The 22,975-nt window shown below is 54.4% G+C and carries 20 protein-coding genes; 9 read left to right on the forward strand and 11 right to left on the reverse strand.

The window, feature by feature from the left end; translation table 11 throughout:
* Positions 1 to 352: 352 nt before the first annotated feature.
* From NP590_RS19060 to moaC, 7 genes are all read right to left on the reverse strand, one after another.
* The gene (locus NP590_RS19060) at positions 353 to 1,483 is read right to left on the reverse strand and encodes a glucose-6-phosphate dehydrogenase assembly protein OpcA (RefSeq protein WP_256604295.1); all 1,131 of its coding nucleotides are present in this window, start codon (positions 1,481 to 1,483) and stop codon (positions 353 to 355) included.
* Positions 1,480 to 3,024 (reverse strand): glucose-6-phosphate dehydrogenase, encoded by a 1,545-nt coding sequence (zwf, locus tag NP590_RS19065; protein ID WP_256604296.1) that lies wholly within the window; start codon positions 3,022 to 3,024, stop codon positions 1,480 to 1,482. Before zwf ends, NP590_RS19060 begins: the two co-directional genes overlap by 4 nt.
* A 31-nt stretch (positions 3,025 to 3,055) precedes the next feature.
* A complete protein-coding gene (locus tag NP590_RS19070) occupies positions 3,056 to 4,651 on the reverse strand; it encodes a glucose-6-phosphate isomerase (protein ID WP_256604297.1) in 1,596 nt (531 codons plus the stop codon).
* A 29-nt stretch (positions 4,652 to 4,680) separates the two neighbouring features.
* Positions 4,681 to 5,661: a phosphogluconate dehydrogenase (NAD(+)-dependent, decarboxylating) gene (gnd, locus tag NP590_RS19075; protein ID WP_256604298.1), complete on the reverse strand. Its 981-nt coding sequence runs from the start codon at positions 5,659 to 5,661 to the stop codon at positions 4,681 to 4,683.
* Positions 5,662 to 6,072: 411 nt separating this feature from the next.
* A complete protein-coding gene (locus NP590_RS19080) occupies positions 6,073 to 7,797 on the reverse strand; it encodes a bifunctional protein-serine/threonine kinase/phosphatase (protein ID WP_256604299.1) in 1,725 nt (574 codons plus the stop codon).
* Positions 7,798 to 7,834: 37 nt separating this feature from the next.
* Positions 7,835 to 9,313, reverse strand: coding sequence for a NarK family nitrate/nitrite MFS transporter (locus NP590_RS19085; protein ID WP_256604300.1), 1,479 nt, complete (start codon positions 9,311 to 9,313; stop codon positions 7,835 to 7,837).
* Between the two features lie 276 nt (positions 9,314 to 9,589).
* Complete coding sequence (gene moaC / locus NP590_RS19090) at positions 9,590 to 10,072, reverse strand: cyclic pyranopterin monophosphate synthase MoaC (RefSeq protein WP_256604301.1); 483 nt, start codon at positions 10,070 to 10,072, stop codon at positions 9,590 to 9,592.
* Positions 10,073 to 10,121: 49 nt separating this feature from the next.
* Here moaC and NP590_RS19095 point away from each other — a divergent pair, with 49 nt between their 5' ends.
* Entirely contained in the window at positions 10,122 to 10,355 is a 234-nt protein-coding gene (locus NP590_RS19095; protein WP_256604302.1) for a MoaD/ThiS family protein, read from the forward strand.
* A gap of 1 nt (position 10,356) precedes the next feature.
* On the forward strand, positions 10,357 to 10,815 hold the full coding sequence (locus tag NP590_RS19100) for a molybdenum cofactor biosynthesis protein MoaE (RefSeq protein WP_256604304.1): 459 nt from the start codon (positions 10,357 to 10,359) through the stop codon (positions 10,813 to 10,815).
* 9 nt (positions 10,816 to 10,824) lie between these two features.
* Here the strand turns inward: NP590_RS19100 and NP590_RS19105 are convergent, their stop codons facing one another.
* From NP590_RS19105 to hpnH, 4 genes are all read right to left on the reverse strand, one after another.
* On the reverse strand, positions 10,825 to 11,265 hold the full coding sequence (locus NP590_RS19105; RefSeq protein ID WP_256604305.1) for a hypothetical protein: 441 nt from the start codon (positions 11,263 to 11,265) through the stop codon (positions 10,825 to 10,827).
* A 559-nt stretch (positions 11,266 to 11,824) separates the two neighbouring features.
* Positions 11,825 to 12,682, reverse strand: coding sequence for an MlaA family lipoprotein (locus NP590_RS19110; protein WP_371927335.1), 858 nt, complete (start codon positions 12,680 to 12,682; stop codon positions 11,825 to 11,827).
* A 165-nt stretch (positions 12,683 to 12,847) separates the two neighbouring features.
* Positions 12,848 to 13,459, reverse strand: coding sequence for an ABC transporter substrate-binding protein (locus NP590_RS19115; protein ID WP_256604307.1), 612 nt, complete (start codon positions 13,457 to 13,459; stop codon positions 12,848 to 12,850).
* 43 nt (positions 13,460 to 13,502) lie between these two features.
* On the reverse strand, positions 13,503 to 14,603 hold the full coding sequence (gene hpnH / locus NP590_RS19120; RefSeq protein ID WP_256604308.1) for an adenosyl-hopene transferase HpnH: 1,101 nt from the start codon (positions 14,601 to 14,603) through the stop codon (positions 13,503 to 13,505).
* A gap of 451 nt (positions 14,604 to 15,054) precedes the next feature.
* On the opposite strand from hpnH, the gene NP590_RS19125 reads away from it, so the two are divergent.
* From NP590_RS19125 to NP590_RS19155, 7 genes are all read left to right on the forward strand, one after another.
* On the forward strand, positions 15,055 to 16,146 hold the full coding sequence (locus NP590_RS19125; protein ID WP_256604309.1) for a phytoene/squalene synthase family protein: 1,092 nt from the start codon (positions 15,055 to 15,057) through the stop codon (positions 16,144 to 16,146).
* A 9-nt stretch (positions 16,147 to 16,155) separates the two neighbouring features.
* Positions 16,156 to 18,117, forward strand: coding sequence for a squalene--hopene cyclase (shc, locus tag NP590_RS19130; protein WP_256604310.1), 1,962 nt, complete (start codon positions 16,156 to 16,158; stop codon positions 18,115 to 18,117).
* Positions 18,114 to 18,875, forward strand: a complete 762-nt coding sequence (locus NP590_RS19135) for a phosphorylase family protein (protein ID WP_256604311.1) — start codon at positions 18,114 to 18,116, stop codon at positions 18,873 to 18,875. The genes shc and NP590_RS19135 overlap by 4 nt, the downstream gene beginning before the upstream one ends.
* A gap of 84 nt (positions 18,876 to 18,959) precedes the next feature.
* Positions 18,960 to 20,345, forward strand: a complete 1,386-nt coding sequence (locus NP590_RS19140; protein WP_256604312.1) for an aspartate aminotransferase family protein — start codon at positions 18,960 to 18,962, stop codon at positions 20,343 to 20,345.
* 12 nt (positions 20,346 to 20,357) lie between these two features.
* Positions 20,358 to 20,717, forward strand: coding sequence for a copper resistance CopC family protein (locus tag NP590_RS19145; protein ID WP_256604313.1), 360 nt, complete (start codon positions 20,358 to 20,360; stop codon positions 20,715 to 20,717).
* A 5-nt stretch (positions 20,718 to 20,722) separates the two neighbouring features.
* Complete coding sequence (locus NP590_RS19150; protein ID WP_256604314.1) at positions 20,723 to 22,354, forward strand: CopD family protein; 1,632 nt, start codon at positions 20,723 to 20,725, stop codon at positions 22,352 to 22,354.
* Between the two features lie 2 nt (positions 22,355 to 22,356).
* A partial coding sequence (locus NP590_RS19155) for a 1-deoxy-D-xylulose-5-phosphate synthase N-terminal domain-containing protein (protein ID WP_256604316.1) occupies positions 22,357 to 22,975 on the forward strand: 619 nt, incomplete at its 3' end.

The raw sequence follows: 22,975 nt of genomic DNA on the forward strand, positions 1-22,975 counted from the left end.
GTTGACTTCGACGTTTTGCGCTCGATGTCGGCAGGTATCCAATGAACTGCTATTCAGCATGCCAGTCACACCACGTTGTTCAACCCAGCCTACGGCCCTCGACAAGTCGATTACATTACTCTTCTTCATCGTGGCGTTTCCTTTGAGTTTGATTGTTTTGTTTGGTCACAAATAATCAACCAGATACGCCGCTTATCGCTTGCTGCAAGCGTTGGAATCCAAGTATCCGGCAGCAGCACCTTTCGGCGGTCAGCGTTGGCTGGAATACCAAGCTATAGTCAGAATCAGAGGAATTAAACCGATAATTGCTTTCATGTTCGCCTGCTGGCTGTTTGGGTATTCGGCGGCAAGGCTATTTTTGAAACACGGCGCTCATGGAATTGGAGGCTTTCAAGGCCTCTTCGAAAATCTTTTCCCGGCTGCGGTGCGCTAATTGGGCCGAGATGAGGGCCGACCGGCTGGGAATTTGGGCGGAAAATACCCTGGGCGGTACCGTGGACATGGTTTCGTCTATGCCTATCCGGTCGTGATCCAGGCGTTCGAAACATATTCGGCCCGGCTGCTCTGCCCGGCTCCAGTCGAACAGCAGCCGGTACAGCAGGGGCTCGCCCTCGGGCCTGCGCTTGGCAACTACCTTGATGTCTTGTTGCTGGTGCTGAAAGCGCCATACCAGTTCCGAATCCGATAAACGCTTGCCGTCCACGGCTTTCCATTGCAGTCGGCTGGCCAGCCAGCCGACCAATACCCAGGTCATCGCCAAGGCGTGCGGGCCGTGTTCAATTTCAATCGAATTCAGCGAATTGAGAGCGTCGGGCGCGGTTTGCGGGTCCAGCACCTGGCCGATCAATTTGCGCCAGCCGGCAATGCGCCGCCAAGCCAGATTATGCACCACCTTGGAATCCTGCTGCGCCGCGACCCAGCGGGTAGTCGAGGCCACGCCCTTGGCCGGATTAGCCCAGCCCATGTTGTCGTAAATGATTTGGTTGGCCAGTTCGGCGAGTTGAAAGAAGATGTCACCGGCATCGGGCGGCGGCAGGCGGGAGGCCCACCACAGGGTAATCGGCAAATCGCCGATCAGGTGAGAACGGGCGATGGACGGCAGCCGGTCGACGGCTTCGGTTGTCACAATCGCATCAATTCTTTCCGCGCAGACCTGCCAGCCCGAATTTAGCTCGGTGTAATAGATGCTGACGTTGGATTCCGCATTGCCTTTTTTGGGTTGGCCGTTGCCGATCAACAGCAGTACCCGGGCCGGATGAATGTCGACGATGGCAGGGATTTCCTTGCCGATCAGCGCTGCCTCCTCCTTGGTGTCGCAATAAATGATCAGATTGGACATGCAGGCCCGCATCACCGTGTGGCCGCCGCTGACATCCTGATGGAACTCAGACCACAGGCTGCGTAATGCGGCGTCGATATCGGCGATGCTGCCCCGCCTGGGTTGGGTATTGCGCATTTTGTTTCCCATGGCGCTGGTGTTCATAACATCCGCCATTTTCTGTTATCGGATTCGATCAGCCGGTCGGCTTCCAGCGGCCCCCAAGTGCCGGCGGCATATTCCGGTATCCAGCGGGTGCGGCTGCTGCTCCAGTTGTTCAATATGCCGTCCACCCAGGCCCAGGACGATTCGACCGCATCGCGGCGCATGAACAACGTGGCGTCGCCGGCCATCACGTCCAACAACAGACGTTCGTAGGCTTCGGGCGATTGTTCGCCGAAGGTGGAGCCGTAGCGGAAGTCCATTTTGACCGGAAAGATTTTCAGTTTGGCGCCGGGCAGTTTGGTGGCAATCCTTAGCGACAGGCCTTCGTTCGGCTGTATGCTGAGCGCCAGAACGTTGGGCTCCAACGGTTGGTCGTGGTCGGCATTGAATAAAATCGGCGGTACGCTTTTAAATTGTATAGCGATTTCGCTGGCCCGCTTCGGCATGCGCTTGCCGGTGCGAATGTAAAACGGCACGCCGGCCCAGCGCCAGTTGTCGATGAACAATTTCAGCGCCACATAGGTTTCGGTCACCGAATCCTGCGCCACGCCGACTTCGCGGCGGTAACCGGGCACGTCTTCGCCGTGGTGAAAGCCGGGACCGTATTGAGCTCGGACCACGGATTGGTCGAAATTTTCGCCGGTGATGGGGCGCAGGCAGTTCAAAATGTCCTGGCGGTGGTCGCGAATCACATCCGCGTCCATGATCCAGGGCGGCTCCATGGCAATCAGGGTCAGTAATTGCAGAATATGGTTTTGTATCATGTCCCGCAAGGCGCCCGCCTTGTCGTAATAGCCGGCCCGGGTGCCGACGCCTTCTTCTTCCGCGACGGTAATCTGTACGTGATCGATGTGCTTGGAATTCCACAGCGGTTCGAAAATCGCGTTGCCGAAGCGCATGGCCAGGATGTTTTGCACCGTTTCCTTGCCCAGATAATGGTCGATACGGTAGATCTGCTGTTCGTCGAAATTTTCCGACAGAGTGGCGTTCACCTTGCGGGCGCTCTCCAGGTCGCGGCCGATGGGCTTTTCCACAATGATGCGGGAAAACGGGCTGTGGCCGTCCACCGGCATCACCAGGCCGGCGGCCTTTAATTGGCGGACGCAAGTCTCAATCAGGGTGGGGGGGATGGCCAGATAAAACACCCGGTTGCCGGGAATGCCGAAGTGGGCGTCGATCTCGTCCAGGCGTTGCTTGAGCTGCTTGTAGGCCTCGGGATTGTCCATGCTGCCTTCCAGATAATGCAGGCGCGGCTCGAAATCGGCCCAAAAGGTGGCATCTAATGCTTGTCGGGAGAACTGTTCTATGCCCTTGCGGGCAAATTCGCGATAACCGACGTCGTCCATTTTTTCGATAGCAAAGCCCAGTACCGCGAAATTGGCCGGCAATTCGCCGTCCAGGGCCTGATTGAATACCGCCGGCAACAGTTTGCGGCGGGACAAGTCGCCGCCGCCGCCGAATATGACCAATGTACAGGGCTGCGGCGCGTGGGCGATATTGATGCCCGCCGTCAGTGGATTGTCGTAGTGTTTATCCGGCACGGAGTTTCTCCAAGATTCAAAGGGGTTTCGGTCAGCTGTCTTCGGTTCGGTAGCTGACCAGGATGTCGCTGGGTTTGTGCAAGTCGCCTTGCAAAATCATTCCGCGATGATTGATGGCCATGTGGCGGACGATTTTGTAAACCGTTTCCACCTCGTCAGGGGTGTGGACTTTTTCGGCCAAGGCTTCCAGCGATAAGGGCTCGGGGGTTTGCCGCAGCAGTTTGACGATGGTTTGCTGTAACAACAGAAATTGGGTGGCGGCTTTTTTGCCCGCTTCCACACCGGGCTGGTTGTAGGCATTGATGTTGATCAGGCTGGCATACAAGCCAACCGCCCGTTCATACAAGGCGATCAGCGCGCCGATATTCAACGCATCCACCCGTTCCAGGGTGATGGTCAGCGAGGCGCGGCCGTTTTCGTACAAAGCTTCCCGGGTGCCTTGCAAACAGCCGAACAGGAAATCGCCGGAAGTGGCGTCCGGTTCGATCTCTATGGACGGGCCGGCGCGGTCTTCCAGCACTTCGATAAAGGTGGCGAAGAAATTACCAACCCCTTCGCGAAGTTGCTGCACGTAGGCGTGCTGGTCGGTGGAGCCTTTGTTGCCGTAGACGGTGATGCCCTGATGCACCGTGTTGCCGTCCAGGTCGAATTCTTTCCCCAAGGACTCCATTACCAATTGTTGCAAATAACGCGAGAACAACAACAGGCTGTCTTTATAGGGAATGATGACCATGTCCTTTTCGCCCTTGCCGTCGCCGACCGCGTACCAGGACAAGGCCAGCAGGGCGGCCGGGTTATTTTTGACGTCCGGCAGCCGGGTGGCTTCATCCATTATTTTGGCGCCTTTCAGCATGGTATGGATGTCTATGCCTATCAGGGCCGCCGACAGCAGGCCGACCGGCGACAGTTCCGAGGTGCGTCCGCCGACCCAGTCGAAAATAGGAAATTTCGCCAGCCAGCGGTCGCATTGTTCCTGCTCGTCCATCTTGCTGCCTTCCATGGTCAAGGCCACCGCGTAATCCGGGAAATACAGGCCGGCTTCCCGGTAGGCGTGCTTGACTTCCAGCAAGCCGTTACGGGTTTCCGAGGTGCCGCCGGATTTGCTGATCACGATCACCAGGGTGGTTTTCAGACGGTCTTTCAGGCGGGTCAGAATCCGGTCTATGCCGGCGGGGTCGGTGTTGTCGATAAAATGAATGTTCAGCGGCGGAATATCCGGACCTATGGCATCGGAGACAAACTGCGGGCCCAGCGCGGAGCCGCCGATACCGATGGAAATGATGTCGGTAAATTGCGGCTCGTAGGGTGGATGTATGATGCCGTGATGCACGCGGCGGACAAAGTCTTCAATATGAATCAGAGTGGTCTCGATTTCCTTCTTCAAATGACTGGGGGCCAGATCGGGGTTGCGCAACCAATAGTGCCCGACCATGCGGTTTTCGTCCGGATTGGCAATGGCGCCGGCTTCCAGGGCCGCCATGTCGGCAAAGGCTTTATTGAATTTGGGTTGTAACTGCTCGAGTAAGCCGTCGTCGAACGGAATCCGGCTTATATCCAAATAAAGCCCCAGAATGTCGTGGAAGTAAAGCCAGTCCTGATAACGTTGCCAGAGTTTTTTTGATGTCATATTGAAAGGGGAGTTAGTTAATCGGAAAGTCAACTTAGCTTCTTTTCGATGTGTCCACCGAATTTTTTACGCATAGCCGAGATCATTTTGTCAGAAAAGGTGTTTTGTTGTCTCGATCGAAAACGCGCATATAGCGCCGCGGTCAGCACATGGGCCGGCACGGCCTCGTCGATGGCGGCCTGCACCGTCCAGCGGCCTTCGCCGGAATCTTCCACATAACCGCTATAGTTGGCGAGGTCCGGGTCTTCGACCAGGGCGCCTGCTGTCAGATCCAGCAGCCAGGAACTGACCACGCTGCCGCGCCGCCAGACTTCGGCGATATCCGTCAGGTTGAGGTCGTAGCGCAAATTTTCCGGCAGATTTTTCGAATTGGCGTTGCGCATGATGTCGAAGCCTTCCGCATACGCCATCATCATGCCGTATTCGATGCCGTTATGTATCATCTTGACAAAATGGCCGGAACCGGCGGGGCCGCAATGCGCATAGCCTTGCTCCACGCTATTGGGTTCGGTCGATCTGCCGGGCGTGGGTTCGATGTCGCCCTTGCCGGGCGCCAGGGTTTTAAAAATCGGATCGAGCAAATCGACCGTGGGTTTGGGGCCGCCTATCATCAGGCAATAGCCGCGTTCAACTCCCCAAACGCCGCCGCTGGTGCCGACGTCGATGTAGTGTATGCCTTTAGTCGCCAATGCTTCCGCCCGGCGCACATCGTCTTTATAAAACGAATTGCCGCCGTCGATAATCACATCGCCGCTTTCCATGAGTTCCCCCAGCGCCTCAATTGCGGCTTCGGTGAGTTCGCCGGCAGGTACCATGCACCAAACGATACGAGGCGCGGGCAGTTGTTCGACCAATTCCCGCAGGCTGTTGACGCCGCTTGCGCCCACGCCGACGATGGCGTCCACGTTTGCTGTATTCACATCATAACCTATGCATCGATGGCCGCCGGCCAGCAGGCGCTTGACCATGTTGGCGCCCATTTTGCCCAGTCCTACCATACCAATTTGCATGGCGTTCTCGTTGTTTGTGCTCATAAAATTTATAGTGTTTTTAGTAAAGTTTTATATAACAATGCCTTATAAATAAGGTCGGTAAGTTGGCAAGCTGTGTCGCGCATCCTGCTCAAGTCGGTTAAGGCATCCAGGAAAAAGTTCCGCGCAAAAAAAAGCGCCCTGGTCTGAATGCGCTATGCATTCAAAACAGGACGCCAGTGTCCATCTAACAAAAAAGGAAGTCGTTCGGAAATCTTATATAAATTAGCAGGATATGTGCCAAATAAAATAATCATTGTTATTCAATGGCTTGCGATTTATTAGCCGACTGCATCGGGAACGTGCGCACTAAAATAAGCCGTTATTGCTATGTTTTGCACCGTATCGGTTCAATTTGCCCGGCCATTTCCGCTGGGTGGTCCATCGCTTTCAGTCCCGGTTTAATAGCAGCAGCGCCAGGCTGCACAGAAAGAAAAATAAAGTGGAGCATTTCCAGAATAACAAAGGGTTGCGTTCCAACAGGGGCAGTTTGTGTTCGGTCCGCAAAAATTGCGGATTCGGTGTCGACAGGTCGTGTAAAAACTCGGACAGCTCGTCGTAACGCAGTTGCGGCGCAAGGCTGGTGGCTTTTTTCAGCGCGCCGTCTATCCAAATCGGTACCATGTTGTTGCGGTGAAAGCTTGGAATATAAGTCAGACGCGCCAGATTATTGCGGTTGGGCTTATCCGGCATGTCGCCGAACGGCAGGCCGCCATTCAGCATCTCGTAACAAATCACCCCTAGCGAATATAAATCCGCTTTCACCGTACCGCGCTGACCCAGGTGATATTCCGGCGCGGTGTAGTTCAATGTGCCCAAAATAGTGTCGCCATCCGCATGGTCTAGCGGAGTGATTTCAGTGATGCCGGCGATCTTGACCGAACCGAAGTCGATGATTTTCACCACGCCCGCCGTTGTAATCATGATGTTTTCCGGCTTTAAATCCTGGTGCAGCATTTCCATGCGATGAAACGCCCGCAGGCCCTTGGCGATTTGCTCGACTAGTTTTCTGACCTGTTTGATATCCGGCTTGGGATTTTGCGTTATCCAGTCCCTTAGGGTCTGGCCTTCAAGATACTCGGTCACGTAATACAAACAGCTTTTGCCGCGGTCGGACTCCGGAATGCGTAAGACGTTTTCGTGGTTGATGCGCTTGCCGGCCCACTCTTCGTGCAGGAAATGTTCGATGTAATGGGTGTCGTCGTTATACAGTATCGAAGGCGTCTTCAGGATGACGCTACGTTGGCGCAAGGTGTCGAAAGCCTTGTAAATCTGGGTGCGCTTACTGGCGTGCAGTTCGGCCTCGATGCGGTAGCCGTCCAACAGCATGCCGGGTTCCAGCGGCGGCGGAAACGGCAGATCGACATGGCGGCGCAGCACTTCGTCCTCGCGCGGCAGCGGCAGGCTGTCGATGCGCACGATCTGGCAGGTAAGGTTGTCGTCGCTATGGTTGGCGATGGCGCCGAGTACCAGAGTTTCGGCGATGGTATTCAGGTCGCGGCTAGCTGACAGCAGACTTTGCAGGGTTTTGTCGTCCATGAAGTCGTGCAGGCCGTCCGTGGTCAACAAAAAACAATCGCCGGATTCCAGCGGCAGGCTTTTGTAGTCCACTTCCAGGTGCGGTTCGATACCCATCGCCCGGCTCAGGTAACTCTTGTCGTTGGTCACCCACAAGCGGTGATCGCGGGTCAATTGTTCCAGGCTGTTTTGCCGCAACAGATAAATCCGTGAATCGCCGACATGAAATATATGGGCGGTGTTGGATTTCAGCACTAGTACGCTCAAGGTGCTGACCATGCCCTTGACCGAGGCGTAGCGCGATCGGCCTTGACTGTGCAGCCACGAGTTGGTGGCGGAGAGTATCTTTTGCCCGGCGTGCACCACCGACCAGGTGTCCGGCGTGCTGTAGTAATCTTCCAAAAACGCCGTGACGCAGCAATGGCTGGCTTCCTTGCCGGCTTCGCTGCCGCTCATGCCGTCGGCAATTGCCACTGAAATGCCTTTCAGTGTCAATTGCGGCTCCTTGGGAATCAGGGCGCCCCAGAAGTCCTGGTTTTCCGCCTTGATACCCTTGTCGCTATAAGCGCCGATGCTGATGGAGAGGGTTTTGCTCATGAAGAAGGGGAGTGGCCGAAAACCAAGGGCTTGTAGCTTAACTCAGTTCTATCATGGCCACGCTGCCGTCTTCCATGACTTCGGCCATATGGCCCTCGGGTTCTTCGATGAATTGCACCGCCACCCCCGCGACCAGAGCCGTGCAGGCGATGGTAACGAAAAAAGCCGCCGGCGACACGAAGGACAATACGGTCAGGAATATTACGCCGCCGACATTGCCGTAGGCGCCTACCATGCCGGCAATCTGGCCGGTCATGCGGCGTTTGATCAGCGGCACCATGGCGAATACCGCGCCTTCGCCGGCTTGCACGAAAAAGGAGCACAGCATGGTGACGGCGGCGGCCAGCAGCACCGGCCATTCCGAATCGATTTGCGACAAGGCGAAGTAACCGGCCGCCAAGCCGGCGATGAAAATGGTTAAGGAGCGTTTGCGGCCGAATTTATCGCTGATCCAGCCACCGCCTGGGCGGGCCACCAGATTCATGAAGGCAAAACCGGAGGCCAGCAGGCCGGCCTGCACCATGGTTATGCCTTGGCTGTCGTGAAAGGTTTCGTAAAAAAACATAGGTAACATCGATACCACCGCCAATTCGGAACCGAAGGTAACCAGATAGGCCAGGTCCAGAATGGCGACCTGTTTGAATTTGTATTTGTGTATATCTTCTATCGGCTGAGTCAGATGCGCCTCGTTGATATGTACGATTTTGTAGACGTTATAGAAAAACAGTACCCAGATGGCGACATAAGTGCCGATCGCGGCGGGATCGGATAATAATTTCATGCCGGCCGGCGACAGTTTCCAGGTCAACAAGGTTAGCGCGCCGTACAAGGGCACTGTCATCAAAATGTAAAAGAACAGGTCCCAAATGCTGGTGACTTCCATGGCGCCGGCCCGTTTGGGTTTGAAGTAGGTCGAACCTTTCGGCGTATCGCTGACGCTGAAAAAATAGATCCCCGAATACAGCAAAGCCACGACTCCCGTGCAGGCAATGGCATAACGCCAGCCGTTGTCGCCGCCGAACAGCAGCGCCAACGAAGGCAGCGCAATGGCCGCCGCCGCCGAGCCGAAATTGCCCCAACCGCCGTAAATGCCCTCGGCAATGCCCAACTGTCTGGCGGGGAACCACTCGCCTACCATGCGGATGCCGATCACAAAGCCGGCGCCGACAAAACCCAATAAAAACCGCGCCAGCGCCAGTTGTTGAAAACTGTCGGCGGCGGCGAACATGAAGCAGGGCAGGCTGCCCACGGCCAATAACGTGGAGTAGGTGCGCTTGGGGCCGAATTTGTCCACCAGGATGCCGATAACGATGCGGGCCGGGATGGTCAGCGCCACGTTAAGGATCAAAACGGTCTTGACTTCCGGCTGACTCAGCTTGAGTTGTTCGGCAATGACCAGCATGAGCGGGGCATGGTTGAACCACACAGCAAAGCTGATAAAAAAAGCCAGCCAAGTCATGTGCAAAATTTTCATTTTGCCGGTGAAGCTTAATAGATTGAGTTTGGACGCGGACATACGATTTAATGAGTTGCTTGGAATAAGCCAACCTTAGCGCAGAATGCGTGCCATGTTTTTGGGTCGCCCCGCAGCGGGCGATTTTGGTGAAAATGCCTGTATTTGGTGCGATTTATTGTGGTTTATTTTGGTGCGACATCCGGTGCGCTTGACCTTGTTTGGTGCGAATGTCTATGTTGTCTATCCGGTCGACTGACCGGCATGGGCAACGGTCGCGGATTTCGAGGCCACCGGTTTGCAGTCTCCCGTAAGACTGTTTTTGTAAGCGGGAGAATGTTATTCCGCTTGCCAATCTCCGGATTTACCGCCGCTTTTTGCCAGCAGGCGCACCCCCTGAATCACCATGCCGCGGTCAACCGCCTTGCACATGTCGTAAATGGTTAACAGGGCGATTTGGGTGGCGGTCAGACCTTCCATTTCCACCCCGGTTTGGCCGTTGGTTTTGACCGTGGTCCGGCAACGAACCCGGCTGAACTCGATTTCCGGTTCCAGCGCTATGTCTACATGGGTCAAGGGCAAGGGATGACACAGCGGAATCAGATCGGCGGTTTTTTTGCTGGCCATGATGCCGGCAATGCGGGCAATACCCAATACGTCGCCTTTTTTATGATTGCCTGCCATAATCAGCCGCAGGGTCTCCGGCCGCATTTCGATCATGCCTTCGCAAACCGCCGTACGTTGCGTGAAGGCTTTGTCGCCGACATCCACCATGTGGGCGGCGCCGGCGCTGTTAAAATGGGTTAGATTGGCTTCAGGCATGAGTCGGGGTCTATGGGTAAATGTTCATTGTATTATCGGGTAAACAAGCATGTCGATTAAAGTCCGTTATTTTGCCAGTCTGAAAGAGCTGGTGGGTCGCAGTGATGACGAGTTACAGGCCGATCAGGCACTCACGGTGCGCGCAATCTGGCGGCAATTGAATCCCGAATTGGCGTTGCCGGAGAATGTGTTGGCGGCACTGAACATGGAGTATGTCGGCTATGACGCACGGGTGTGGGACGGTGACGAGTTGGCGTTTTTTCCGCCGGTGACGGGAGGCTGAGATGTTGGTCAAACTGTGCGAACAGCCGTTCAACCCTTGGCGGGAAGTAGAAGCTTATCAAGCAGAATGCCCGGAAATGGCCGGCAAATACGGCGCTACCAGCGTTTTTGTGGGCAGCATGCGCGACCTCAATCAAGGCGACGCCGTGGTGGGTATGTATTTGGAACATTATCCCGGCATGACCGAACAACAACTGCAAGCCATCGTCGGACAGGCTCACGCGCAATGGCAATTGTTGGATAGTTTGGTGATACATCGCATCGGCGAGGTAATGCCGGAGGATGTGTTGGTGTTGGTGGCGGTTTGGTCCGCGCACCGAGGCGATGCCTTCGACGCCAGCCGCTTCATCATGGAAACCTTGAAGAGCAAGGCGCCGTTCTGGAAAAAAGAAACCCTAAGCTGCGGTCGGCAGCGTTGGGTGGAAAAAAACACCGACGGTTATCAAACTCGGGCTGAATAAGGCCGAGGGTCAGGCCAGCAGCAACATAAAGCCGACCGATATTCCCAACACTTGCAAACTCAACCATTGAATTTTTTGCCGAAGATTCAACGCCAGCCAAGTTGCCAGCAGATGGTATTTTAGCCGCAACAGCGCCAACAGCATGTGAGCCTTGGCCGCTTGCATGAGCCGGGGCAGGAGCTGCCACAGATAAGCCAAACCGAATATTGCCAGGCAGAAGAGGGCGTAAAACACCGCCATTTGGGCGCTGTGCTTGGTCAGGCCCAAGCCATGCATCAAGACTTCTTCCATTAAAAATGAAGCCGTTTCGTACAGGATGTGCAAGATAAAGCTGAATTTATGCCAGAGCAACTCCGGCATCAGCAGGGCCAAGGCTGTAAAAACCAGCAGAATACGATTTTTTGATAGCCTTAATGGCGGATTGAAGAATTTAACCGCGGGCCATTTCATGGGGCGAGACTCCTCTGTTCTGGTTTCATATTCTTGTCAATGAATGCATAACAGCATTGTGACCACGTAGACGGTAGCCGGAATTTTTCCCGGAATGCCCGGTATCCAAGCTATCCGCTGATCGGCGCCCGGCTGCGCAAACGATACAGATGACTTGCTTGGGCTTGGAAAGGTTTCCGAAGAACGGGAATTCCGCGGGTCGGTGATATAATATCGAATCGAAACTATAAGGCAAGCGTAATTTTGGCTTCTTCCGATGGCTTTTTGGGTGGTCCGGTGAAACAAGGGCAATATGCGGCTTTGTTTGAGGGGTTCAATGGGATTCGGGTGAGCGATAGCGGGGTTTTTGCGCAGTTGGCGGGTTGGGGCTGCCCCCTGTCGTCAGCATGCTCATTGCACTGCAAGTTTCGGTTTTTAATCCCCTCACCCCGCTCCCGGAGGGCGAGGGGGCAAATGTGCCGAAAGTTGAAGTTCGAAAGGTATAAACCAAAAGAGCGTTCAATGTCTTTCCGATTGGCATAAAAAAAGACGCCAAGGCGTCTTTTTGATTTTTACCGCCTCAGCGACGGCGTCTGTAGCGTCTTTTTTCGCCCAATGCATCCATTTTGGACGACGCTTGTTCGAATTCCAGCAATGCATCGTCAAACGACTTGGACATGCTGTCGAAGGCTGCAACCGTGGCGTTTGGTGCTGGTTGCTGGGCGCTTGTTGCCGGACCGGTGCTATTTTCAGCCGGATCAGAGTCTGTTTTTACTTTTTTTTTTACTGCTACCGCCGGGGGAGTGGCGTCATCCGCTAACTCGTCGATATCCAGATCGTCAAAGCTGCCGAGATCGGTTTTGCCGTCGTTGATCAGATTGTTTCGGTATTGCAAAAAGGATTCGCGGGTGAACACATAGGGATCCAGGGCCGCTTCATCGATAAAGTTCAAAGCGCCTTGCGCGTTGGCTCTATCGTTGATGCCTTCGATTACGCCGGTGCCGGGTACGTAAGTGCCTGGGTTGGCCGCCTTGTCGAGAATAATGCCGCCGCCGTCGCGCACGGTTGTAGGGCCCAAAACAGGCAGTACCAGATATGGGCCTTGGTCGACGCCCCATACCGCCAAGGTTTGGCCGAAGTCCTCCACATTTTGCTCCAGGCCGAAACCGGATGCCACATCGAACAAGCCGAACAAGCCGATAGTCGAATTTGTGGTGAAACGGCCGAAATCGGAGGCCCCTTGCTCGAACTTACCCTGCAGGATGTCGTTTAACACGACATTGATGCCTTTCAGGTTGTTGAAAAAATTGGTTACGCCGGTTTGCATGAAATCCGGTGTAACGAATTTATAGCCATCGGCAACGGGTTTTAACACATACCGATCCAGACCCATGTTGAAGCCGTACATGGAGCGGTTGAAATCTTCATAGGGATCCATGGCTTTAACCACGGGTGCGGAGGCTGGTGAGTTTTTCGACACGGACTCCGTGCCGGCACACCCCGTTATCGTGAGAGTTCCGAAAATTAACAGCGCATGGTAGAAGGAAGCTTGGCTTTTACCTTGATCACTAAGGGTATACATTAATCACAATTCCTGACAAACTTATTGTTTAGCGTAACTTTCGATTTTCTCATTGATTTTTGCGATCAATTGATCAAAGCCGTCGCGATTTAAAACGCTGGTGTAGTCCGAGCGCTTTAAGGCCAAATCACTGACCCCATCCGCTATTATATTGATAATCTGCCAGCTATCGTCTTTTTTCTTCATCATGTAGTCGAATTTGACGTCTTTTTCACCCGGGATCTTCAGGTTGGTGTGCACCACCACACCGCCTCGGCCGGTTTCTTCTTCGGATACAAAGCTAAACGATTCGCCGGAATATTCCTTGAAGTTGTGGGCGTAGGCCGAAACGCTCAGTTCGCTGAATACGTCTTCCAATTTTGCCTGTTGCTCCGGCGTCAATTCCTCCCATTGCTTGCCCACCACGATCCGGGCGATTTTCGGCAGGTCATGGCTGCTTTTTACCGCCGCATCCAACTTGTCGTAACGGCCCTTGAAGCCCAGGTCCTTGCCTTGCTTCATGACCTCGATAAGTTTATCCTGAAAAGCCTCCACGACTTGGCGCGCGCTCGCCTCCGCAGCCACGGCTTGCGACGAAAGACAAAAAACCATTAAAAAGCCGAGGCTGAAATAAATTTTTCTTAACATAGTCATTATCTGTATCGTGTAAAGGGCAAGGGCTGTTGGGAAAAGTCACTCAGGATTCGACTTTTACCGGGATGTCGGCAAGAGAGCTTTTAACGCTTGCCGCAAACTGGGGGACAGGTTCAACCACCATGTCGCCCGATGTTTTGGGGCCGCGTATGCTGGCCCACAAGGCTTTCAAGGGGTGAGCCAGGGTGTCTTCAACGGCGGTCGCTTCGTATCCGCAATGGGCCATGCAGTTGGCGCATTTGGGATTTTTCACGGTACCGTATTTATCCCAAGGCGTGGTGTCGAGCAGTTCCTGAAAAGAGCCGGCGTTTCCTTCGTCCGCCAACAGATAACAGGGTTTTTGCCAGCCGAATACGTTGCGGGTGGGGTTGCCCCAGGGCGTGCAGTTGTAATTTTGGTTGCCGGCCAGGAAATCCAGATACAGCGAGGAATGGTTCAATTTCCATTTGCGGCCCTTGCCAAGTTTAAAAATGCCGCGGAACAGATTTTTGACGTCGACGCCTTTGATAAACACATCCTGTTTGGGTGCGCGTTCGTAACTGAAGCCCGGGGCGATGGTGACACCCTCAACCCCCAACTCCATCGCGTAATCCAGGAACTCCGCCACCTCGTCAGGTGTTTCACCCTGAAACAAAGTGCAATTGACGGTTACCCTGAAACCTTTGCTTAGGGCAAGCTTGATCGCTTCGACCGCAATATCAAATACACCTTCTTGACACACGGACGCATCATGACGATCTTTAGAGCCATCAAGGTGTATGGAAAAGGTTAGATAAGGTGAAGGCGTATAATCGTTGATGCGCTTACGCAACAACAAGGCATTGGTGCAAAGGTATACAAACTTTTTGCGCGCAACGATACCCGCCACGATTTGCGGCATTTCCTTGTGTATCAAAGGTTCGCCGCCAGGAATCGACACCATTGGCGCGCCGCATTCGTCCACGGCATCCAGGCACTCCTGCACGGACAGGCGCTTGTCCAGAATATCGTCCGGATAATCGATCTTGCCGCAGCCCGCGCAAGCCAGATTACATCTGAACAAGGGCTCAAGCATCAACACCAAGGGATATTTTTTGGCGCCTTTCAGTTTTTGCTTGATCAGATAACTACCTACGGCCAATTGCTGACGTAAAGGAACACTCACGACTTACTCTCCAAAACTCTAAATCACCCAGCCAAACCGTTGTAACAAAAAAACAACAACAGAATAAGCCACAAAATCAAACACTTCGGACACCATCTCTTAATGCGGCGGGCAATGCGGCGCGTAACGGGGAGGATCCGGCTGTTGCTAGAATACTACTTTTTGCACATTCGCTCCAGTTTTTAATAATAAAAAACAACAATTCCATGCCGGGCGCATGTCGTTACATTGATTGGGTTCTTGGTTCGTTTTGCTAATTTCCCCACTGTAAATAACAGAAATATCCTTTATAAACAAGGATAACAGCGATATATCGGACTTAAATTATCAGCAGCGATGAGCTGAAAAGCGGTTGCGAGAAACGATATTTGCAGTAAAACAACATCGCTTTGCAAAACACCAACAAACAGTCTATCATTGAGACAACGATTTAAATGGCTATCAAAAGCACATGAACGGACCTCAACCACTTACCGACAACCTGCAATCACTTGCAAAACTGGCCGATGACGAACTGCAGGCGGTATTGCTTGAAGGCGTTTCGCGTACCTTTGCGCTTACCATTCCGCAGTTGCCTGAAAAGCTGTACCACGCCGTCGCCAATGCCTATTTGCTCTGTCGTATCGTCGATACAATCGAAGACGAGGTTTCGCTGACAGCGGAGCAGAAAAAATATTTCTGCGCCGGCTTCATTCAAATCGTCAAAACCGGTCGCGGCGCCGAGGCTTTTGCCGCCGAGTTGGCGCCCTTGCTATCCGAGCAGACCATTCCGGCGGAACACTGTCTGATTCATTTGATTCCGCGCGTCATTGCCATTACTCACGGCCTGGATGGCGCGCAAATCCAAGCCTTGGCCGCTTGCGTGGAAACCATGGCGAACGGCATGCCGGTTTATCAAGCCCTGGACCTGCGCGCCGGCCTGAAAACCTTGAAGGACATGGATGACTATTGTTATTACGTGGCCGGTTGCGTCGGCGAAATGCTGGCCAAGTTGTTTTGCCACTATTCGCCGCAAATCGATGCCCATCGCGAAGAGTTGTTGACGCTGTCGGTTTCCTTCGGACAAGGTTTGCAAATGACCAACATCCTGAAGGATATTTGGGACGACGCCAAGCGCGGCGTGTGCTGGCTACCGCAAGACATCTTTACCGAGACCGGCTTCGATCTGGCCGAACTGACGCCGGAAACAGACGACGAGCGCTTCCGCCAGGGTCTGGAGCATCTGATCGGTATTGCCCACGGCCATCTGCAAAATGCCCTGACCTACACAAAACTGTTGCCCAGCCACGAAACAGGCATTCGTAACTTTTGCCTGTGGGCGCTGGGCATGGCGGTTTTGACCTTGAAAAAAATCAAGCAAAACCTGAGTTTCAACGAATCCGACCAAGTCAAAATCAGCCGCAAAAGCGTCAAAACCACTATTGCGGTTTGCAAGCTGAGTGCGCGCAGCAATTTGCTGTTGACGCTGATATTCAATCTCACCAGCCGAGATTTAAAAACTCCGGGCTGGCAATATTTACCCAAATCGCACACTGGACAATAAGGAATCACCATGTTTACCGAATCCCCTATAGATACCAGCAGCCCCGAAATGCAAAACAACCATGCCAACTCGAACCGGCAACCTCATAGCGGCTTGAATGCGGCCATAGAGCGAGCGCAAAGCAAACTGCTCAGCTTGCAAAATCCCGCCGGCTACTGGGTATTCGAGCTTGAGGCCGATTGCACCATACCGGCCGAATACATCATGATGATGCATTACCTGGACGACATCGATGAAACCCTACAGGGCAAAATCGCCGTCTACCTGCGTAGCCGCCAATCCGAGGACGGTAGCTACCCCTTGTTTACCGGCGGCCCGGGCGACATCAGTTGCAGCGTGAAAGTGTATTACGCTTTAAAAATGGCCGGCGATGCCATTCACGAGCCGCACATGAAACGCCTGCGCGAATGGATATTGAGCCAGGGCGGGGCCGCGCGCGCCAACGTCTTTACCCGGATTGCACTGGCCATTTTCGAACAATTGCCCTGGCGCGGCGTACCCTACGTTCCGGTTGAAATCATGTTGCTGCCATCGTGGTTTCCATTTCACCTGGATAAAGTGTCTTATTGGTCGCGTACCACCATGGTGCCGCTGTTCATTTTGTGCACATTGAAGGCCAAAGCCAAAAATCCGCGCAATGTCGGTATCCTGGAGTTGTTTGTCGTGCACCCGGACGAGGAAAAGCACTATTTCCCGGAACGCACCCTGCTGAACAAAATGTTTTTGGGCCTGGATTTTCTGGGTCGAATCACCCGTCCGCTGATTCCAGGACGCGTCACTGAATTGGCGATTCAAAAAGCCGTGGACTGGTTCACCGAGCGCTTGAACGGCGAAGACGGCTTGGGCGGTATTTTTCCGGCCATGGTCAATGCCTACGAATCGATGCTGTTGCTGGGCTTTCCCAAGGATCATCCGAATGTGTTGATTGCCAGGCAATCGATAGACAAATTGCTGGTCATCAAGGATAACGAGGCCTACTGCCAACCCTGCCTGTCGCCGGTGTGGGATACCGGTTTGGCCAGTCTGGCCCTGCTGGAGTCGGACAAACAAGGTAACGCCGCTGCGCTGAACCATGCCTATGATTGGCTGAAAAGCGTGCAATTGTCCGACGAACCGGGTGACTGGCGGGTACGCTGCCCCGGTCTGGCGGGCGGTGGTTGGGCATTCCAATTTGCCAACCCGCATTATCCGGATGTGGACGACACCGCGGTCGTTGCATTTTCCATGGCCGAATCCGGCCAAGCCGGCATGGACGAGTCCATACATCGCGCCACTCGCTGGATAGTCGGCATGCAATCGAAAAACGGCGGCTACGGCGCGTTCGATGTCGACAACACCTATTATTATCTCAACGAGATTCCGTTTGCCGATCATGGCGCTCTGCTGGATCCGCCGACCGTGGATGTCAGCGCGCGCTGTGCCATGCTGATGGCGCGGGTGTCGAAAGACCACGCGGAATACCTGCCGGCGCTGCAACGCACCATCGATTACATCCGCGCCGATCAGGAAGCCGACGGTTCCTGGTTCGGCCGCTGGGGTACCAATTTCATCTACGGTACCTGGTCGGTATTGTTGGGTCTGGAGCAGACCGGTCTGCCTAAAACCGATCCGATGTATACCAAGGCAGCGGCATGGTTAAAAAGCGTGCAGCGCGAAGATGGCGGCTGGGGCGAAGACAATCTCAGCTATCACGACGATAAAAAATTTCGCGGTCGTTATCATTTCAGTACCGCGTTTCAAACCGCCTGGGCAGTCCTGGGTCTGATTGCCGCCGGTGAAGTCCACAGTCCGGAAGTGCGGGCCGGCATAGACTTTTTGTTGCGCAATCAACAGGCCGACGGCGTCTGGAACGACCCCTGTTTCACCGCGCCCGGTTTTCCCAGGGTGTTTTATCTGAAATATCACGGCTACGATAAATTCTTCCCGCTTTGGGCGCTGGCCAGATACCGTAACGAACTGGCCAAGCAGTGAGCACGATTCCAAATGCCTCGCCAGCGACATTCGATGCCGACACCTGTGTCGGCATTGTCGTTGCGCTGCCGGAGGAACTGGCCACGCTGACATCGGCCAAATTGAAACAGGGCGAATGCCGCCGGCAGGGAAATCTCCGGGTGGCTTATGCCGGCGCCGGTTTTGACAATGCGGCCTCGGCCGCAAAATTGTTGGCCGACCAAGGTATCGCTTGCTTGATCAGTTGGGGATGCGCGGCGGGTTTGGCCCCGGATATGCAGCCGGGCGACCTGTTGTTGGCGTCGCAAATCGATAACGGCAGCCGGCGGTTCGACACCGATAAGCGGCTTTCAGCATCCCTGCGGCAAAGATTGCCCGCCGGTCTAAAGGTCCACAGCGGTAAATTGTATAGCTGTAACCGGTTGGTGGCGGACAGTGCGGAAAAGCAGGGCATCCATCAACAAACTCAAGCCCTTGGTTTGGACATGGAAAGCGCCGCCATTGCGGATTTCGCCTTGCGCGCCAAGTTGCCGTTCATGGCGATCCGAGCTATTGCGGATCCGGTCGGCCAGACCTTGCCGCGCGCCGTGGTGCAGGCTTTAAATGCCCAGGGACGGGTTGAACTCCCCAGGCTGCTGCGTTATCTGCTTTGGCATCCTTTGGAGGTGAAGGCCTTGATACAGCTAGGCCTGCATTTCAGCGCCGCCCAAAAAACCTTGAAACTTGTCGCCCGGCAATTAAGCAGCCAGAGCCTTTTCCAGCCCCAAGCGGCGAATTGAGCCTTTATGCCCGGGCTTTCGTTTTTATACTCATTTTTCGCGGCGCGGGTTTAAGCGCGCCCGCACACATTCACGAGGTATTTCATGTCTTTTAGTATTGCCGAGCTTTTTAATCAGCATTTTGCGGAAAAGTTCGATTTACACGAACGCTATCTAAACAATCAAATGGTGCGGGTGCTGCGTACCATCGGTTACGACAGAAACTACAAGAAAGCGCTCGGGCAATATCTTTACGACGAAGACGGGAACGAGTACCTGGACTTACTGAGTGGTTTCGGCGTGTTTGCGATGGGACGTAACCATCCGACCATTATCAAAGCCCTGCAAGAAACCCTGACGCTGGAACTGCCCAGTCTGGTACAGATGGATGTGTCCTTGCTCAGCGGCCTGCTGGCCAAGGAAATTCTGGCCACCTGCCCGGATAATTTGGAAAAAATGTTTTTCTGCAATTCCGGCACCGAAGCCGTCGAAGCAGCCATCAAATTCGCCCGTTACACCACCAAGCGCTCGCGCATCGTGCATTGCGACCACGGCTATCACGGCTTGACCATGGGCTCGCTATCGCTGACCGGCGAACACATCTTCCGCGAAGGCTTCGGGCCTTTGTTGCCCGAATGCATCTCGGTGCCGTTCAATGATTTGGCGGCACTGGAACAAGCCTTGAGCAACGAAGATGTGGCGGCGTTTATCGTCGAACCCATCCAGGGCAAGGGCGTCAATGTCCCGGACGACAACTACCTGCCGGAAGTCGAACGCTTGTGCAAAAAATACGGCACCCTGTTCGTCGCCGACGAAATCCAGACCGGCATAGGCCGTACCGGCAAATTCTGGGCTATCGAGCACTGGGGCGTTAAACCCGACATGATTTTGATGGCTAAAGCCTTGTCCGGCGGTTTCGTGCCGGTCGGCGGCGTGGCCATGACCGCTCATATCATGGATACCGTGTTCAACCGCATGGACAGAGCCGTCGTGCACGGCTCGACCTTCTCGAAAAACAATATGGCCATGGCGGCCGGTTTGTCTGCCTTGCATGTGGTCCATGAAGAAAAACTGGTGGAAAACAGTGCCAAGGTCGGCGAAGACATCATCGCCACCATCAACGCCATGGCGCCGAAATACGAGTTCCTGAAAGAAGCGCGCGGAAAGGGCTCGATGATAGCCATCGAATTCCATGCTCCCAAAAGCCTGGGATTAAAGGCCGCCTGGGCCATGCTGGAAGCAGCCAACAAAGGCCTGTTCTGCCAAATGATCCTGATCCCGCTGTTCAAGGAACATCGCGTGCTAGCGCAAGTGGCCGGCCACGGCATGAACGTGGTCAAATTTTTACCGCCGTTGACGCTAACCCAAAAAGACCGCGACTGGATCGTCAATTCCGTGGAAAAAACCATCGCCGACACCCACAACGTTACCGGTTCGATCTGGACGCTGGGTAAAAATCTGGCCGGCCATGCCTTAAAAAACAAAAAGTAAGGAGAAATTTAGATGCGCTATTTGAAAACCGGCTTGTTGGCAGTGACATTGATCGTCAGCCCCGGCGTGTTCGCCCACGCGGTAGTCACTCATAATTCGCTGCAATTGAAACCGGTGCCGGTCAATCAGGCCAGCCAGGTCGAATTGTCCTTCAATTCCAAGGTGGAACTGGACCTGTCCGAAGTTTTTCTGGTCAGTGCCGGCGATAAAATGCAAACCATTACCGCCACGCCCGGCTCCAAACCCGGTCAGGTCATGCTGGATTTGCCCGCGCTGCTACCCGGCGAATATGCCATTAAATTGAAAATCTTCGCCGCCGACGGCCATTTGAGCGAAGACCTGTTACGTTTTTTCGTTAAAGAGCCTAAATAAACCTTATGGAAGGCATTGCAGATTATCTGGATTCCCTGATCGGCGGCGTCGATCTGACCTTTTATTCCATCGCCATCGGTGGCTTGCTGTGGGGCTTGTTCGTATTACGGCCCTGGGATGACGACACTCATTACAACACCACCTTGCTGGAAAAAACCGTCAATCTGATTCATTTCGGCAGCAAGGCGCTGGTCATTACCCAACTGTCCAAAATCGGCCTAAAAATCTGGTTGATGGCGGCGACATTGGGTAAATCGCCGTTCCCGGCTTTCTTCAACACCGTGCAGTTTCAAGCCGGCATGGCTCGGGCCGCTTCGGCCTTCGCGCTGTTTTTGTTTATCAAATTCGCGTTGAGGCAAAATTACCGCTCCCAAAAACATTGGCTATTGGCGACCGCCACCATCCTGCCCTTGGTGATTTCCGCCGCCTGGTTGGTGCATGGCGCCAGCCGGCTGGAAGATCGCGCATTATTGATGACGCTGACCGTGAGCCACCAGATCGCGGCGGCGGCCTGGGTTGGCGGCATTTTTCAACTGCTGGCGATCTGGCGTTTAAAAAAACAAAATGCCATTGCTGTGGAGTTGTGGCCGCTGCTGTTGAAACGCTTCGCCATCATAGGCGTTGCCGCGGTCGGCGCGTTGCTGGTCACCGGCACCCCCCTGGCCTGGTATTACATCCGCACCTTCCAAGGCTTCATAGGCGCCGGCTACGGCAATTTGCTGATGGTCAAAATCATCATGATGGGCTTGGCTCTGGGCTTTGCCTGGATGAATCGTCAAGCTGTCGAAGAGTATTTCCGTAGTCGCAGCCTGTATGCGTTGACGGCGCGGGTACCGTATTACATTGAGGCGGAAACCCTGATACTGCTAACCATTTTGTTCACCGCCGCCAGTTTGGCCTCGCAACCGCCCGCGGTTGATATTCCGCATCTGACCGCAAGCTGGGAAGAAGTACTGAACATGTTTCATCCCCGGGTGCCTCGCTGGCAATCGCCCACTCACGAAGCCCTGCTGGCTGGCGAAGCCGGACGGGTGGCCATCGTCGGCCAAATCCCATCAGAGGCGGCAACCGCCTGGTCGGACTACAACCATAATATTTCCGGCATTTTCCTGGCCGTCATGAGCTTTTTCGCCATGTTGTCGTATACCGGCCGTTTTCATCGCTGGACACGCTTCTGGCCGGTTGGCTTCATGGCCCTGGGGGTGTTCCTGTTTTTCCGCAGCGACGCGGAAAGCTGGCCGCTCGGCCCCATCGGCTTCTGGGACAGCACTTTTAACAACGGCGAAGTGTTGCAACACCGAATCGCCACCTTGTTGGTATTCATCCTGGGAAGCATAGAGGTCCGCGCTCGCATCAACAATAATCAGGGCATGTTGCCCTACTTTTTTCCACTGCTGGCGGCCTTCGGCGGCATGATGCTGCTGGCCCATTCGCATGTGGGTTTCGAAGCCAAGACCGCGTTTTTGATTCAGGTCGGCCACACCCTGATGGGGGTGTTTTCGTTGATTCTGGCCTGCGGCCGCTGGCTTGAACTCAAGCTGGACTCGCCCGGCAAAAATATTGCCGGCTTTATCTCGGTCTTCGCCTTGTTTCAGATCGGCGTCATCCTGATGTTCTATCGCGAACCCCTGTACTGATTATGAAATCGAAAAACAAATATTCATTGTTGCAAAACATCCACGGCCCCTCCGACGTCAGAGCGCTGGCCAAGACCCAGTTGAAAGCGCTGGCGGATGAAGTGCGGGAGTATCTGACCCATACCGTCAGCATTTCCGGCGGCCACTTTTCGGCCGGTCTGGGCACGGTGGAACTGACCGTGGCGTTGCATTACGTGTTCGACACCCCGGTGGATCAGTTGGTCTGGGACGTGGGGCATCAAGCCTATCCGCACAAGATCCTGACCGGGCGCAAGGAGCGCATGCCGACCATCCGCACCCTGGGCGGGGTATCGGCGTTTCCGTCCCGCGACGAAAGCGAATACGACGCCTTCGGGGTTGGCCACTCCAGCACCTCGATCAGCGCCGCCCTGGGCATGGCGATTGCGTCGCAATTGCGCGGCGAAGACAAGAAAATGGTCGCCATCATCGGCGACGGCTCCATCACCGGCGGCATGGCCTACGAGGCGATGAACCACGCCGGCGACGTCAATGCCAACCTGTTGGTGATCCTGAACGACAACGACATGTCGATCTCGCCGCCGGTGGGGGCGATGAACAATTATCTGACCAAGGTCTTGTCCAGCAAACTGTATTCGTCGG

This window comes from Methylomonas subterranea, from assembly GCF_024505185.1.
Taxonomy (GTDB): domain Bacteria; phylum Pseudomonadota; class Gammaproteobacteria; order Methylococcales; family Methylomonadaceae; genus Methylomonas; species Methylomonas subterranea.

Coding starts and splice junctions, on each gene's coding strand:
- NP590_RS19060 (WP_256604295.1), bottom strand. CDS start 1,483: ATGAACACCAGCGCCATGGGAAACAAAATGCGCAATACCCAACCCAGG.
- NP590_RS19070 (WP_256604297.1), bottom strand. CDS start 4,651: ATGACATCAAAAAAACTCTGGCAACGTTATCAGGACTGGCTTTACTTC.
- gnd (WP_256604298.1), bottom strand. CDS start 5,661: ATGCAAATTGGTATGGTAGGACTGGGCAAAATGGGCGCCAACATGGTC.
- NP590_RS19080 (WP_256604299.1), bottom strand. CDS start 7,797: ATGAGCAAAACCCTCTCCATCAGCATCGGCGCTTATAGCGACAAGGGT.
- NP590_RS19085 (WP_256604300.1), bottom strand. CDS start 9,313: ATGTCCGCGTCCAAACTCAATCTATTAAGCTTCACCGGCAAAATGAAA.
- moaC (WP_256604301.1), bottom strand. CDS start 10,072: ATGCCTGAAGCCAATCTAACCCATTTTAACAGCGCCGGCGCCGCCCAC.
- NP590_RS19095 (WP_256604302.1), top strand. CDS start 10,122: ATGTCGATTAAAGTCCGTTATTTTGCCAGTCTGAAAGAGCTGGTGGGT.
- NP590_RS19100 (WP_256604304.1), top strand. CDS start 10,357: ATGTTGGTCAAACTGTGCGAACAGCCGTTCAACCCTTGGCGGGAAGTA.
- NP590_RS19105 (WP_256604305.1), bottom strand. CDS start 11,265: ATGAAATGGCCCGCGGTTAAATTCTTCAATCCGCCATTAAGGCTATCA.
- NP590_RS19110 (WP_371927335.1), bottom strand. CDS start 12,682: ATGGATCCCTATGAAGATTTCAACCGCTCCATGTACGGCTTCAACATG.
- NP590_RS19115 (WP_256604307.1), bottom strand. CDS start 13,459: ATGACTATGTTAAGAAAAATTTATTTCAGCCTCGGCTTTTTAATGGTT.
- NP590_RS19125 (WP_256604309.1), top strand. CDS start 15,055: ATGAACGGACCTCAACCACTTACCGACAACCTGCAATCACTTGCAAAA.
- shc (WP_256604310.1), top strand. CDS start 16,156: ATGTTTACCGAATCCCCTATAGATACCAGCAGCCCCGAAATGCAAAAC.
- NP590_RS19140 (WP_256604312.1), top strand. CDS start 18,960: ATGTCTTTTAGTATTGCCGAGCTTTTTAATCAGCATTTTGCGGAAAAG.
- NP590_RS19145 (WP_256604313.1), top strand. CDS start 20,358: ATGCGCTATTTGAAAACCGGCTTGTTGGCAGTGACATTGATCGTCAGC.
- NP590_RS19150 (WP_256604314.1), top strand. CDS start 20,723: ATGGAAGGCATTGCAGATTATCTGGATTCCCTGATCGGCGGCGTCGAT.